The sequence below is a fragment of the Oribacterium sp. HCP28S3_H8 genome, from assembly GCF_052064775.1.
GTDB lineage: Bacteria > Bacillota > Clostridia > Lachnospirales > Lachnospiraceae > Oribacterium.
In genome coordinates, this window is the sequence record NZ_JBQHUZ010000006.1 from 153,018 (window position 1) to 167,468 (window position 14,451).

At 49.2% G+C, this 14,451-nt stretch carries 14 protein-coding genes; 2 read left to right on the forward strand and 12 right to left on the reverse strand.

The window, feature by feature from the left end:
- Nucleotides 1-25: 25 nt before the first annotated feature.
- The 5 genes from ACTNEN_RS08815 to ACTNEN_RS08835 all read right to left on the reverse strand — a co-directional run bounded on the left by ACTNEN_RS08815 (nucleotide 26) and on the right by ACTNEN_RS08835 (nucleotide 4,372).
- Nucleotides 26-937: a TIM barrel protein gene (locus ACTNEN_RS08815; protein ID WP_441205920.1), complete on the reverse strand. Its 912-nt coding sequence runs from the start codon at nucleotides 935-937 to the stop codon at nucleotides 26-28.
- A 76-nt stretch (nucleotides 938-1,013) separates the two neighbouring features.
- Nucleotides 1,014-1,949: a transketolase family protein gene (locus tag ACTNEN_RS08820; protein ID WP_441205922.1), complete on the reverse strand. Its 936-nt coding sequence runs from the start codon at nucleotides 1,947-1,949 to the stop codon at nucleotides 1,014-1,016.
- Nucleotides 1,949-2,776, reverse strand: a complete 828-nt coding sequence (locus ACTNEN_RS08825; protein ID WP_441205923.1) for a transketolase — start codon at nucleotides 2,774-2,776, stop codon at nucleotides 1,949-1,951. Before ACTNEN_RS08825 ends, ACTNEN_RS08820 begins: the two co-directional genes overlap by 1 nt.
- 97 nt (nucleotides 2,777-2,873) lie before the next feature.
- Nucleotides 2,874-3,536, reverse strand: a complete 663-nt coding sequence (locus tag ACTNEN_RS08830; RefSeq protein ID WP_441205925.1) for an aspartate/glutamate racemase family protein — start codon at nucleotides 3,534-3,536, stop codon at nucleotides 2,874-2,876.
- Nucleotides 3,533-4,372, reverse strand: coding sequence for a sugar phosphate isomerase/epimerase family protein (locus tag ACTNEN_RS08835; protein ID WP_441205926.1), 840 nt, complete (start codon nucleotides 4,370-4,372; stop codon nucleotides 3,533-3,535). The genes ACTNEN_RS08830 and ACTNEN_RS08835 overlap by 4 nt, the downstream gene beginning before the upstream one ends.
- A 353-nt stretch (nucleotides 4,373-4,725) precedes the next feature.
- Here ACTNEN_RS08835 and ACTNEN_RS08840 point away from each other — a divergent pair, with 353 nt between their 5' ends.
- Nucleotides 4,726-5,421 (forward strand): NAD(P)-binding protein, encoded by a 696-nt coding sequence (locus ACTNEN_RS08840; protein ID WP_441205927.1) that lies wholly within the window; start codon nucleotides 4,726-4,728, stop codon nucleotides 5,419-5,421.
- Here the strand turns inward: ACTNEN_RS08840 and sdaAA are convergent.
- Both sdaAA and sdaAB read right to left on the reverse strand, forming a co-directional pair.
- Nucleotides 5,407-6,294 (reverse strand): L-serine ammonia-lyase, iron-sulfur-dependent, subunit alpha, encoded by an 888-nt coding sequence (gene sdaAA / locus ACTNEN_RS08845; protein WP_441205928.1) that lies wholly within the window; start codon nucleotides 6,292-6,294, stop codon nucleotides 5,407-5,409. The two genes, ACTNEN_RS08840 and sdaAA, sit on opposite strands and share 15 nt — an antisense overlap.
- A gap of 12 nt (nucleotides 6,295-6,306) precedes the next feature.
- Complete coding sequence (sdaAB, locus tag ACTNEN_RS08850; protein ID WP_441205929.1) at nucleotides 6,307-6,975, reverse strand: L-serine ammonia-lyase, iron-sulfur-dependent subunit beta; 669 nt, start codon at nucleotides 6,973-6,975, stop codon at nucleotides 6,307-6,309.
- A 195-nt stretch (nucleotides 6,976-7,170) separates the two neighbouring features.
- On the opposite strand from sdaAB, the gene ACTNEN_RS08855 reads away from it, so the two are divergent.
- Nucleotides 7,171-8,055, forward strand: coding sequence for a LysR family transcriptional regulator (locus ACTNEN_RS08855; protein WP_441205930.1), 885 nt, complete (start codon nucleotides 7,171-7,173; stop codon nucleotides 8,053-8,055).
- A gap of 116 nt (nucleotides 8,056-8,171) precedes the next feature.
- Here ACTNEN_RS08855 and ACTNEN_RS08860 read toward each other — a convergent pair whose 3' ends face one another.
- The 5 genes from ACTNEN_RS08860 to ACTNEN_RS08880 all read right to left on the reverse strand — a co-directional run bounded on the left by ACTNEN_RS08860 (nucleotide 8,172) and on the right by ACTNEN_RS08880 (nucleotide 14,345).
- Nucleotides 8,172-8,792, reverse strand: a complete 621-nt coding sequence (locus ACTNEN_RS08860; RefSeq protein ID WP_441205931.1) for a hypothetical protein — start codon at nucleotides 8,790-8,792, stop codon at nucleotides 8,172-8,174.
- A 153-nt stretch (nucleotides 8,793-8,945) separates the two neighbouring features.
- Entirely contained in the window at nucleotides 8,946-10,583 is a 1,638-nt protein-coding gene (locus ACTNEN_RS08865) for an ABC-F family ATP-binding cassette domain-containing protein (RefSeq protein WP_441205932.1), read from the reverse strand.
- 233 nt (nucleotides 10,584-10,816) lie between these two features.
- A complete protein-coding gene (locus tag ACTNEN_RS08870; protein ID WP_441205934.1) occupies nucleotides 10,817-11,746 on the reverse strand; it encodes an ABC transporter permease in 930 nt (309 codons plus the stop codon).
- Nucleotides 11,746-12,813 (reverse strand): ABC transporter permease, encoded by a 1,068-nt coding sequence (locus ACTNEN_RS08875; protein ID WP_441205935.1) that lies wholly within the window; start codon nucleotides 12,811-12,813, stop codon nucleotides 11,746-11,748. The genes ACTNEN_RS08870 and ACTNEN_RS08875 overlap by 1 nt, the downstream gene beginning before the upstream one ends.
- Nucleotides 12,810-14,345 carry an ABC transporter ATP-binding protein gene (locus ACTNEN_RS08880; RefSeq protein ID WP_441205937.1) on the reverse strand — a complete coding sequence of 512 codons (1,536 nt, stop codon included), beginning with the start codon at nucleotides 14,343-14,345 and terminating at the stop codon, nucleotides 12,810-12,812. Before ACTNEN_RS08880 ends, ACTNEN_RS08875 begins: the two co-directional genes overlap by 4 nt.
- Nucleotides 14,346-14,451 lie beyond the last annotated feature (106 nt).

Consider the following 14,451-nt stretch of genomic DNA (forward strand, 5'->3'; position numbering starts at 1 on the left):
ATACACTATGCATTATTCTATAAAATCAAACCAGCTCCCAGGCGCGGTCCAGCGTCCGTTTGGCATTGGCAAGTACCACATCCGGATCCTCGGCTCCAAAGGGCTTTACTTCAAAGCTCACGATTGGAGGATCATCTTCATTTAAAAATCCGATTTCGAGAAGTGTCCTTAAAAATTTAACAATTTCCGGTATTCCGACCTCACTGTGAGGAAATCCGAATCTCGGATGCTCATCTCCATAAGCCGGATAGGACGGATCCGCAACAACAGCATTACCAATGTGTGCATGCTTTATATACTTTGCAATCGGCAGGATGCTCTCCTCGATGCTCTCCCGTAAAATCGGAATGTGTGAGAGATCTACCTGGATACCAAAGTTATCATACTTCCTGCCAATGGTTTCTGCATAGCGTTTTACCCGGTCAACCGGACCAATCAGTGATTTTTTAGCGACATCATAGTCAAACACCTCGCAGACGATCTTAAGATCTCCTTTGGATGCAGCATACGCACAAAGCTCTTCCGTAGACCGGAACAATGCCTGCATAGATGCTTCCATTGTATCCGTTTCATATCGTCCTGCAAGAAACTGAAAGTCCACCGCGCCTGCAATATACGCTTCATCAATGCCATCCTTGAGAGTCTCAACAGCCTGTCTGCGGCGATCCTCATCGAGATCATTGATATTAAGCCCAGGGCCAAGAAGTCTCCCCTGTCCTCCGATTGCCGTCACCATGTTGGCAGTATGAATCATCTCTGCCGCCTGGCGGAAAACCTCAGGATCCTGCATATGAGAGAGTTCGATACACTCAAAGTAAGGATCCGTCACGAGTTTTTTCAGCGTCTCAAGGATGGGACCGCTCCCCTGCCCGAGCTCCTTATAGGAAACTCCGAGGATGGTGCCGGGCTTCATAAATCGATGCATGGATTTCTCCATATCAGTTCTCCTATGTAATAATGTACTTTAATATACTTTAATTGCGAGAATATACTGTGATTTCTCCGACAATCTCTTATTTTCTTGAAATCACTTTTTCACATGCCTTGCCAATGGCAGCTGCATCGAGACCATATTTCCGGAGCAGCTCCTTATACGGTCCGGACTCTCCATGCGTATCCTGCATGCCGATCATTTCCACCGGTACCAGCGCCCCCGCTTTAGCCAGAACCTCGGAAACAGCTCCGCCCAGGCCGCCGATCACACTGTGTTCCTCCGCTGTTACAATCGCACCCGTCTCCTGCGCACACTTTATAATAAGTTCTGCATCGATTGGTTTGATATTATACATATCCACCACTCTTACGCTGATGCCTTTGGATTGAAGCTCCTGTGCCGCATCCATTGCTGTACTTACCATCAGTCCACAGGCAATAATCGTTACATCCGTGCCGTCCTTTACCATCATACCTTTACCAAGCGTGAACTTGGCACCTGCAGGATGGCAGTCCGGTGCTGCATCTCTCGATAAACGGATATACATTGGCTCCGGTGTCTCAATCGCAGCCTTAACCATCCACTCTGCTGTTGCCGCATCGGATGCAACCATAACCCGTACTCCGGGTAAGGTACGCATAACCGCTATGTCTTCAAGTGAATGATGGGTTGCTCCATCATACGCATCGGACAGTCCTCCGTACGCTCCCATCATCTTAACCGGAAGACCGGAATACGACATAAAGGTTCTTGCCGCAAGCAGTCCAAGCGTCGTCTCAAATACCGCAAAGGTATTGACAAACGGAATCTTGCCGCTTTTTGCCATGCCTGCAGCCATACCCATCATAGCATATTCGGAAATACCACAGTTATAAAAACGATCCGGATAGGCCTTGCCAAACATCCCGGATTTCGTGGAACCGGAAACATCCGCATCCAGAACTACTACATCCTGATGCTCTGCACCAAGCTTTACCAGTGCCTCTCCATATACTTCACGGATCTGCTTGCTCATTATGCTTCACCTCCCAATTCCTTCATTGCCTGCTCGTAATGCGCATCATCGATTGCCTTGCCATGCCAGCTGTGATCTCCTTCCATAAAGGAAATGCCCTTGCCCTTAACAGTATGTGCAAGGATGATTGTCGGTCTATCCTTACAGGTCTTGGCAACCTCAATCGCGGCACTAATGGCGGATACATCATGTCCGTCCACCTCAATCGTATTATAGCCGAATGCTTTAAACTTGAGTGCTACGTCTCCCATGGGCATGATTTCCTCATTGGTGCCATCCAGCTGTACCCCATTCCAGTCTAAAATTGTGATAAGACGATTTGCGTGGAACTTGCTTGCATTCATCGCAGTCTCCCATACAACGCCCTCATTGATTTCTCCGTCTCCAAGAATTGCATAGGTATAGGCATCGATGCCGTCATGCATGTCCGCAAGCGCAACGCCTAGCGCAAGCGGATATCCGGCTCCCAGCGGTCCTGTAGATGCTTCAACGCCGGGCGTTTCCTTTGTACATGGATGTCCCTGCAGACGACTGTTAATCTGCCGCAGCGTTTTTAACTCCTCCATAGGGAAAAATCCCTTTTTGGCAAGATTGATATACAGCATTGGTGCAGCATGTCCCTTGCAGAGGATGATCTTATCGCGGGAACGGTCATTCATATTTTCCGGCGAGATGTTAGCATCATTAAAATACAGGTCTGTCAGAATCTCACAGACCGAGAGTGATCCACCCGGATGTCCGGTCTGAATGGCATGTAAGGTCCTGATCAGGGTCTTTCTGAACTCAAGGCAAAGAGAGTCCAGATATTCCTTTTTTTCTTTTTCCATGTGGTGCTACCTCCTTATGGTACGACCATAGATTTACGTCATATATGTTTAAATTTCTGCACTGCAGGATTGCGTCCCCGCCGATACAGAAGCTTCATTACAATATCCTGTCCAGCGTGTCTTTAATCTCCTGCATGCATCTCTTTGGACTCGACAGTGTCGGGATGCCGGTGATTTCCTGGATCTTAGTCTCAAGATGCGCCATGGAGGCCTGCGTAAGTACAATCACATCATAGCCTGTGATCTCCCTGGCACCCTCCAGCAGGAGCCGATCATGCGTTTCCATATCCATCGCCTTCATCGCGAGAAATGCTTCATGATTGGATCGGAAGTCAATGTGGATTTCCTTACCGAGTTTGTCAGCCTCCTCCTGAAGCTTCTCCCGCATTGGCCCCTCCGTAGATGCCGCAGATGCATATGCAAGGATTCTGCTGCCCCGCCGCACGGCTTCTCTACCCATAGCGTCGTCAATGGCAATAAGCGGCTTCTCGATAAACGGTCGGATCAGACGTACCGTGGGTGTCAGTGTAGAGCAGGTAACCACAATAACATCGCAGTCGGTCATCTCTGCAGACTTGATGTCATTGTACAGTCGGTTCCGGTTATTAATGGTAAAGCTTCCGATCTCATTGGGGTTATCCGCAAGGAAACTATCCCAAAGATTGTAGATTTCCACATCTTCCTTAAGGAAGTCCCTAAGCTGCTGATCAAAAGAGACTGCCACCGGTTTTACCGTATGAATCAGACAAATTTTTTTCACTTAAGACCTCCATAGATTTCCGTAAAGATAGGTTTCAGATACCTGATTGAGCCCTTAGCAGCCTCTTCCTGATCCGGGATCTGATAGATTTCTGTTGTGAATGCTCCATCATAGCCGCAGTCTTTAAAAGTTCTAATAATCTTTTTAAAATCAAGTCCGCAGTTACCAGGGAAGCGGCGGTTATTATCCGCAAGATGCACATGGATGTTATAGTCCTTGCTGTATTGCCGTATGGTTTCACAGATGTCTTTCTCCTCCAGGTTCATATGAAATACATCCAGCATCAGCTTAAAGTTAGGTCGATCCACACGATCCACCATGCGTGCCCCTTCCTCCGTCGTGTTGATGAAATTGGTCTGCATAATCGTGATCGGTTCCAGTGCCAGCATCACGCCTTTGGGGGCTGCATAGTCTGACAGCTCTCTGAATGCTTCCACCGCGAGCTTTTCCGTTTCCTCATGGCTTACTCCGCTTATATACTGCCCGCGGATTCTGCCGAAATTTACATTCGCACCAAAAAAGGCTGCCATGTCGATAATTTCCTTACTCCTGCGGATAGCCTCTGCCCGTCGCGCCGGATCCGGATCGGTAAAGCTAAGCCCTAGCTGTCCGTAAATCTCGCCTGTGCAGACCAGCACGACCTTAAGCGAAAGCTCCTCTGTCAGTTTTTTGATTGCCGGAAGATCCAGCTCATCCGGATGTAAGGTCATAAATTCCACTCCGGTAAAACCGTCTGCTGCAAGCTCCCGGAGACTCTTTTCAATCGGTCCCTGGTACGCTGTAACAGAATCTGCAATCGCAACATCCGGCGTTGCAACCTGATAGCAAAGTCTCATACTACCTCCTCGTGAATTTCCTTTATCTTTAACTTTATCTTCCGTTTTAGATATTTTTCTCGCCACTTGAGAATAAAGCAATCTTTGTGCCAAGCTGTTTGATATGGCGGAAATCCTGCACATTTGTGAAGTATTGCGAATTGTTTGTCTCCCCTCCCTGGATATCTCTGAAGGATCGCTCCGTAGGCTGCTTGAGGTTTCTCAAAATACCATGCATAGCATGACTTCTATTTGTTTCAATTTTGTTTCAAATTTCAGGTTGTGCAACAATTTGTTGTCCGATGTATCCGTTGTTTCTTTTACCGCTCAATTTCTTTATAATATAAAAAGAACCAAAGAAAGGAATCTCCATCATGCTTATAAAAACTACCTCACCCCACATCTACGACCTTATTGTCATCGGTGCCGGTCCTGCCGGCATGTCTGCAGCTGCTGCTGCCCTGGATCGCGGCGTCCGGGATGTGCTTCTTTTGGATAAAGCATCGGAAATCGGCGGACGGCTACGTTGCCGCATGGAGTCTGCTGCGGGCAGCCGGCTCTATCATAAGGCAGCCGGGTCCGCCTACGTCCTGAAACAGTTCCGTGATCTGCTTAAAACCTACGAAGTTCCGCTAAAGCTCGGAGTTTCTGTAAATTCCATCACTTACTCCGATGCCAACGCATATTTTACCGTCACACTCTCTGATGTCTCGCAGGACTCCGGCTGTCTCCTGACTCGAGCTCTCATCCTCGCTACCGGCAGCGCCAATACAAACGGCAGAACTCCCGACACCACCGGAACGGATACGCATACCAGCGCTCCAGATAGCACGGATCTTAACACAGAACTTCCCAACGCAGATTCCCCGGTTGCGGCTTCCTTTATAGCAAAAAAGGACCCCGGACGCATCGTCCCGGATCCTCTTTCACTTGCTCTCTCAATTTCTGCTTCCAAATCCCAATATTTTTTTATTGCAGGCGATGTCGCCGGAGATAAGATTCTCCCGGATGATGCCTGCATTGAAGGCGCTGCCGCTGGCAGAAATGCAGCAGAATTACTGCTTTTCTGAGCCGAATACCCTCTCCTTTAGCTTCTTCCCTGTCGGCGTCGCCGCAAGTCCCCCGCCGGCCGTTTCCTTAAGCGATGCCGGCAGCTGATCGCCCACGGATTTCATCGCCATGATGCATTCGTCCGCAGGAATATACGCCGGGATCCCGGCAAGCACCATATCCGCAGAAGACACGGCGATCATAACGCCGGAAGCATTCCGCTTGATGCAGGGGATCTCCACCAGCCCCGCAACCGGATCACAGACAAGTCCAAGCTGACTCGCGATCGCAATCGCAAGTGCATCCGCGGACTGTGCCGGACTTCCGCCCATGACCTCGACCATCGCAGCCGCTGCCATCCCGGCGGCACTGCCGCACTCTGCCTGACATCCGCCCTGCGCACCGGCAATCGAAGCTCTCTGCGCGATCACCATACCAAAAGCACCCGCCGTAAACATCGACATCACGAGATCTTTTTTGGCGATCCCCTTGTCCTCATATAAAGATACAAGACACCCCGGCAGAATCCCGCAGGATCCCGCTGTCGGACTTGCGACAATTCTGCCCATCGATGCATTACAGTTGGAGACTGCCAGCGCCCGCGCCATGGCTCTCGTGAGGAAGCCTCCGGACAATCCGCCACCCTCCGACGCATAGCGGAACATCCTATACCCTTCGCCGCCGGTAAGCCCGGACATGGATCGCAGCTTCTCATCATTTCCTGTCTGCACGGACTTAACCATGACATCAAAGGAACGTTCCATCCGCTCGTAGATTTCCTGCTCCGTGCACTCCATTTCCTTTGCCTGATCCGCGAGGACCAGCGCGCTGATTGTAACATTCGCCGCTTCTGCAGCCTTAACCAGCTCCTCAATCGACTGATATTTCAGCATGCTCTGCCTCCCTTAAACTCTATGCACCAGCAGCGCATTAAGCACATCCGGCAGCTTCCGGATCTCCACCGTAAGACTCTCCGCCGGAACCGTGTCGGTCTCAATGGTCATCAATGCCTCCCCGCCACGCTCCATCCTCGAGAGCTGAAACGAGCAGATGTTGATATCCGGATATTTTTCCCTCATCAGATTTGTAACATTGGCAATCACACCCGGACGGTCCCGGTGCAGTACCAGGATCGTGTCACGTTCGCCCGTAAAGTCCACACTCATGCCATTGATATTGTCAATGCGAATGTTTCCGCCTCCGATGGACGCGCCTTCCACGGTGCCTTCCCTGCCATCCGTAAGCTTATAGGAAATACGCGCCGTATTGGGATGTGCACCGGGGATATCCTCCATCCGGAAGCGGTAATGGATACCTCTTTCCGTTGCAAGCTGAAGTGCATCCCGGATCCTTGCATCATCCGGAGGAAATCCCATGATTCCGCCCATGAGCGCACGGTCCGTGCCATGCCCCTGCCCTGTCCGCGCAAAGGAACCCGACAGTGTAATCTCCACATCCTCCGGGATTTCCGCATCCATCAGCTTATACGCAACATTTCCAAGACGCACTGCTCCTGCCGTATGGGAGCTGGACGGCCCGATCATCACCGGACCGATAATGTCAAAAACATTCACAATATGCCTCCTGCAGTCCGTTTTCTTTCTTATGCCTTCTTTCTATGCCGCAAGTATAGCATCGCAGAAATTGCTACTCAAATTTATACATTTTATTTTTTTGTTAAATTGGATTTATGAATCATCTTGAGGGATCCTCGGGAAAGTACTATAATCAGCATGCGCTTTAAAAACTTACATCCGGGGTGAAATTTTATGGAAATAAGACAGTTAAACTCATTTGTAAAAATTGTAGAGCTGCAAAGCTTCTCCAAGGCTGCCGAGGCTCTGGGCTATACCCAGGCTGCCGTCACAATCCAGATCCGACAGCTGGAGCAGGAGTTCAGCACTAAGTTTTTTGACCGTGTAGGGAAGCATGTCGAGCTGACCCCTCCCGGAAAGGAGTTTCTCATCTATGCCAATGAAATCCTCCGTAAGGTAGACGATGTACATACCGCCTTGGGTAATCCCAAGCTTCAGGAACATAAACTGACCATCGGCACGCTGGAGTCGCTGCTCTCCTATAAATTTCCTGCCATCATCAAGTACTTCTATGAAAATTACCCCGAGGTTTCTCTCGAGGTAAAAACCGGTTCTCCGCAGGAGCTCACCGACATGATGGATCATAATCAGGTGGATATCGCGTATTTTCTGGACCGCCGGATCTATGACAATAACTGGATCAAGGTGCAGGAGGAGGCGGAACCCGTGGTTTTTGTTGCGGCACCGGATGCCGACATTGTGCACGAGACCGACATTCACCTAAGCGACCTTGTCCATCAGCCCTTCTTTCTCACGGAAAAAAACAGCAACTACCGCTATGCTCTGGAGCAGACCCTCGCAGCCGAGCGAATGAGCATCCGTCCCTTTTTTGAGACCGGCGACACGGAGGTCATCATTCACCTCATCCGTGAAAACAAGGCTCTGTCCTTTCTACCGTACTTTGCCGTCGAGGATTCCATCCGGCGGGGAGAACTCCGGGAGCTCAAGGTCCGGGACTTTGACGTCACGATGTACCGGCAGGTCTTTTATCATAAAGACAAATGGGTCACCAATGAAATGAGGGAGTTTATGAATCTGTCCAGTATGGGGCTTTTATAATACCGTACGCGCCCCATGTACAGACTCTGTAAACCACTCCTGTAGACGAAATACTTTGCATAGTAGTCGAATGCTTCCGATCCTGAAGCATCTCATTATGCTGCATCTTGTATAAATCACTTTGTTTCGTGGAACAGAATCAGCCCACCCTTTACAGGATAACCGGTATTCCAGAGATCCTCAAAGGAAATCCACCGACCCTCGGAGTACGTGACTGTCTCTACCTTGAAATCCGGTCCCAGCGGATCCGCATCATCAGCTTCATAGCCGATCAGGAGAAACCAATGCCAGACATAATCCTCCATCTCCGGATTCCGGTGATTTAAAATAAGACAAGGGATGGGCATCCCTGCATCAATCTGGCGCATCACGACCTCTTTAGTGTCATGCAGATCATTGTCCCCGTCATATTCCTCCATAGCGATGCCATGTTCATGATGATCTGCAAGGTATTGTCCATATCCCTCCGTAAAGAGATACAGCTTGTCAATCCCGGTCCATCTCGGATGCAGATACGGCTTCATCCGCTCTGCCTGCTGGATATAGCTTTCCTTATCAAGCTTTTTGAGATCTCCATCATAAAGATTTTTATGGTTTCTCCGAAGCGCAAAATAAATAGAGCTGTCCAGCGCGGTAATCGCACCACAGCCCCCAAGCTGCATGATATGATCCAGGCACCAGTCCTGGTTGCCCCCATAAGAATCACCAACGTAAAAAAAAGGAAGTTCTTTTTTCATTTCAAGTCCCCCTCTTCTAACCGCCTTTTACAGAAAACTGTTCAGCGTTTACCTTTGATTTTAAGCAAAAAGAAGCCGGAAAGCAATGCTCTCCAACTTCCTTTTTACGCTATTTCATACTTTATTGGTTCATTTTAGATCATTGTATATACATCAGTTATCCGTTGCATCATCGTCAGAAACCGTAAAGGTAAATCTCTTTTTGATCTCCTCATCCGATGCAAGATACTCGTCATAGGTTGTCATCTTATCTACAAGATGTCCGTCAATGATTTCCATGATGCGGTTTGCCGTGGTCTCAACAACCTGATGATCACGGGATGCGAAAATAATCACGCCCGGGAACTGCTTGAGTCCGTCATTCAATGCAGAAATGGACTCCATATCCAGGTGATCCGTCGGCTCATCCAGGATGATGACATTGGCACCGCTGATCATCAGCTTGGACAGCATACAGCGGACCTTCTCTCCACCGGAGAGTACGTTAACCTTTTTAACTCCGTCATCACCTTTAAAAAGCATTCTGCCGAGATATCCGCGGACATACTGCGTATCCTTGTCCGGAGAATACTGCGTCAGCCACTCTACAATCGTATCCTCGGAGGCAAACTCCCGGGAATTATCCTTTGGGAAATAGGACTGGGTGGTCGTAAGTCCCCACTTATAGTCTCCGGAATCCGGCTCCATCTCACCGGAGATGATCTGCATCAGTGTGGTCTTGGCAAGCTCGTTGGGACCAACCAGCGCAACCTTATCGGTGCGGTTCAGGTTAAAGCTGATATTGTCAAGAACCTTGACACCGTTGATCGTCTTTGTGAGGTTGCGTACCTCCAGCACATCATTTCCGATCTCACGGTTCGGCGTAAAACGGATATACGGATACTGACGGGAGGATGGCTTGATATCATCCAGCTCGATTTTTTCCAGTGCTCTCTTACGGGAGGTCGCCTGCTTGGATTTGGAAGCATTGGCGGAGAATCTCTGGATAAATTCCTGCAGCTCCTTAATTTTTTCTTCTTTCTTACGGTTTGCTTCCTTCTGCTGACGCACAATCAGCTGGGAAGACTCAAACCAGAAGTCATAGTTTCCGGCAAACAATGTGATCTTGCCATAGTCGATATCCGCAATGCTGGTACATACCTTATTGAGGAAATACCGGTCATGGGATACAACGATCACAGTATTTTCAAAGTTGATCAGGAAATCCTCCAGCCACTCGATGGAGTTTAAATCCAGATGGTTGGTCGGCTCGTCCAGAAGCAGGATATCAGGATTGCCAAACAGCGCCTTGGCAAGGAGCACCTTAACCTTTTCTGATCCCTTGAGCTCGGACATCTGCTTATAATGGAGGTCTGTAGCAATGCCCAGTCCGTTAAGCATGGTTTCCGCGTCCGCTTCCGCATTCCAGCCATCCATTGTAGCAAATTCCGCTTCCAGCTCTGCCGCCCGCATACCATCCTCATCTGAGAAATCCGGCTTTGCATAGATTGCATCCTTTTCCTTCATGATCTCATAGAGACGCTTGTTACCCATAATGACGGTATCCAGCACAGTATAAGTATCATACTTAAACTGATCCTGCTCCAGTACGGAGAGACGCTGTCCGGGTGTGATCACGATCTCACCGCTGGTCGGCTCCAGCGCACCGGAAAGAATCTTTAAAAACGTTGACTTACCGGCACCATTGGCACCGATCACACCGTAACAGTTTCCTTCTGTAAATTTGATATTGACATCTTCAAACAGAGCCTTTTTGCCTACACGATAGGTGATGTTGCTCGCAGCGATCATGCTTTCTCCTTTATACTGAAAAAAAAGAGGCAGCTGACTGCCTCCCCTGATGTAATTAACTTTGAGCATTATATAAGATTGCCATGGAAAAGGCAAGTGTTATGTAAAAACCGCTGTGCGTCTGCCCAAAAGCGTAAACGCTGCCTGCAAAAGTCTGCAAAAAACCGCTGCGAGTCTTACCCGCAGCGGTTTCCCAATACATCCTTGTAATTACATCTTTTCTTTACATTCCTTTATTTGTTCCGGACAAATATCTTGCCGTTTGCCGCAGGTACATGTCCTGCACCGACAAAGAGAATCAGCGTCAGTATCGTGACAATATACGGGATCATGGACAAAAGATTTGGCGAAATGATATTGGAGCTTCCGATCAGAGACCGGACACCATTACAGAAGCCGAAGATCACACAGCCGAGGAACGTACCCTGCGGCGTGAACTTACCAAAAATGACTGCTGCAATGGCGATAAATCCCTGTCCTACAATAACCGACGGACGGAACTGGGATACGGTCGCAAGTGTCACAAAGGCGCCTGCAAGTCCGGATAAAAAGCCCGAGGTGATGACGCAGATATAGCGCACCTTATATACATTGATACCCAGGGTTTCGCAGGCTTCCGGATGCTCACCTGCTGCCCGGAGTCTCATACCGAATCTGGTTTTAAAAAAGATAAACCAGCAGACTATCGCAAGCACAAAGGAAATATATGCCACCACATAGGATGCAAATACATTGTATCCAAAGGAGCCTGCCGGAAACAGACCTGCAAAAAGCTTCGGCAGCTTCCAACTCGGATCCAGTGCCGGTGTATCTGTCGAGCCGTCAAAGATCGCACTGCACAGAAATACCGCAAGTCCCGGTCCGATAAAGTTAATCGCTGTTCCGGCGATCGTCTGGTCGGCATGAAGGCTGATGCACACTCCGGAATGCAACAGACCAAGCACTGCCCCGGCGAGACCGCCGGCAAAAAATCCGATCCAGCCGTTATGCGTATAGTAGGCAACCACAGCTCCGACAAAGGCTCCGATCGTCATCATGCCCTCGATACCGATATTGATGACACCGGACCGCTCGGAAAAGCAGGATCCAAGACCTGCCAGTAAAAGCGGAGGTGTGGAAACCAGCATGGCATTAATCAGAAGTCCGAGATTAGATAGAAGCATTATTGATTCCCTCCGTTCTTTAACAGTGCTTTCTGAAGGATTGCTTTAAATACATGGGAGATCGAAATAAAGATAATGATGGTACCCATGATGATATTTACAACCTCTGTCGGCACATTGACTACGGTAAGCTTGTTTCCGCCGTATTTCATTGCTCCGTAAAAAAGTCCTGAAAAAATGCATCCGATCGGATGTGTCGCTCCGACCAGTGCAACCGTTATGCCCTGGAAACCGTATTGCTCCTGAGACGCAAACTGTGATACACGTCCTGCCATGCCAAGGGTCTGCACGGCACCGCCAAGACCTGCCAGAAGTCCGGAGATCGACATGGACAAAAGGAAAATGCGGTTTACGCTGATGCCGGCATATTCGGATGCGGTTTTGGAAAATCCAACCGCCCTGAGCTCATATCCAAGCGTCGTCTTGCTCATCAGAAACCAGATCAGGACCGCTGCAACCACAGCCATCACGATGCCCCAGTGGATATCTCCGCATCCGGTCAGCTGCACAATCGCCTTAGGCATCTTGATGGAAGCGCTGTCCAGGATATTTTTGCTTGCCTCAGCACCCTGATCCGTATGAATTGCCTTGATATTTACTACATAGTTGGAGAGATAAAAGGCAATCCAGTTAAACATGATATAGGAGAGGACCTCATTGATGCCCTTCTTCACCTTCAGTACACCGACAATAGCACCCCAGGCGGCACCTGCCAGTGCTGCTGCCAGGATACAGACAATCGCATGCAACGGTCCCGGAATCGGCACCAGGATCCCCACAACTACCGCAGCCAGAGATCCGACGACGTACTGTCCTTCGGCACCGATGTTAAAGATACCAGTACGGAAGGAGAACGCAACGGAGAGACCTGTAAAAATCAGCGGCGCCGCGTAAACGATACTGTAAACAATGAACTTCGGTTTACTGAAAACACCTGAGATAAGCTTTGCATATGCCTTGGCAGGACTGATGCCGATGCAGAGAAGCAGAACCGCTCCCACCAGAAATCCGATCAGAATGGATATAATGGTATAGAGCGCAGCGCTGTCCAATATTTTCTTTTTCATTCTGTCTTACCTCCTGCCATCAAAAGACCGAGCTTGTATTCATCCGCATCCTTGCCGCTCATCGCTCCGTCTATTTTACCGTCAAAAATTACATTAATCCGATCCGAGAGTCCCATAATTTCATCGAGCTCAAAGGAGATCAGCAGGATCGCTCTCCCTTTGTTCCGCTGCTGGACAAGATACTTATGGACAAACTCAATCGCGCCGACATCCAGACCTCGCGTCGGGTTAAAGGCAATCAGGAGGTCCTTGTCATTGGTGACCTCGCGCGCAATGATAACCTTCTGCTGATTACCACCGGACAGTGCTCCACCCAGACGGTCCTCGCAGCCCACCGGGCGGATATCAAAATCCCGGATCAGCTCCGTGGCATGCTCCCGGATCACCTTCTGATTAAGGATTCCATGCCTTGCATACGGCTCCTTGGAAAAATTCTGCAGAATCAGATTTTCCTTCACAGAAAAATCCAGTACAAGACCGTGCTTCTGCCGGTCCTCGGGGATGGAGGAAACGCCCTTCTCAAAAATATATTTCGGCGTATGATTTACAATATTTTCTCCATGCATCAGTACTTCTCCGGAGCTTGCCTTACCAAGACCGGTAAGGATTTCCACAAGCTGTGACTGACCGTTACCGTCGATACCGGCAAGGCCCAGGATCTCTCCCGCCCGGACCGTAAGATTCAAGCCCTTCAGTACCTCCACACCACGGTAATCCCTGGCATGCAGATCCTTTACCTCCAGCACGACTTCGCCAGGCTCCTGCTCCTTTTTATCCACCTTGGAGGAGACCCGGCGTCCTACCATCAGCGCGGCAAGATCATCCTCGGAAACATCGGACACCTTGACTGTATCAATGTACTTACCACGGCGGATAATCGTGCAGTAATCGGAAGACTGCTTGATTTCCTTAAGCTTATGCGTAATCAAAATGACAGACTTCCCCGCTGCCGTAAGATGCTGGATAATCAGCATAAGCTCATCAATCTCCTGTGGCGTAAGCGAAGCCGTCGGCTCATCCAGAATCAGGATGTCTGCGCCACGATACAGGACCTTCAGGATCTCGACACGCTGCTGCATGCCAACTGAAATATCCTCTACCTTGGCATCCGGGTCCACCTTCAGGCTGTATTTCTCCGACAGCTCCACAATTTTCTTTCGTGCCGTCTTGAGATCCACGGTCATCCCCTTCACCGGCTCTGCGCCCAGGATGATGTTTTCCGTAACCGTAAACGGCGGTACGAGCATGAAATGCTGATGCACCATGCCGATTCCCAGCGCTATGGCCTTCTCCGGATTGGCGATCACCTGCTCCGTCCCGTTAATAAAAATCTGACCGGAGGTCGGGCGGAACATGCCGTATAAAATATTCATGAGCGTTGACTTACCCGCGCCATTCTCACCAAGGATCGCATGAACCTCACCCTTGTGCACCGTCAGATTGATATGATCATTGGCGACAAAGTTACCGAACTTCTTGACGATATCCTTCATCTGAATCGCAACGGTATCTGCATCCATATTGCTTTTCATTTGTCTGTTCCCCTTTAAATTCCCTGTGATTCATATTGAAGCATCACGGTAATATCTTTTCCTGTAAAATTCTATCCCCATCATAACATAAAATGAAACCTTCTCA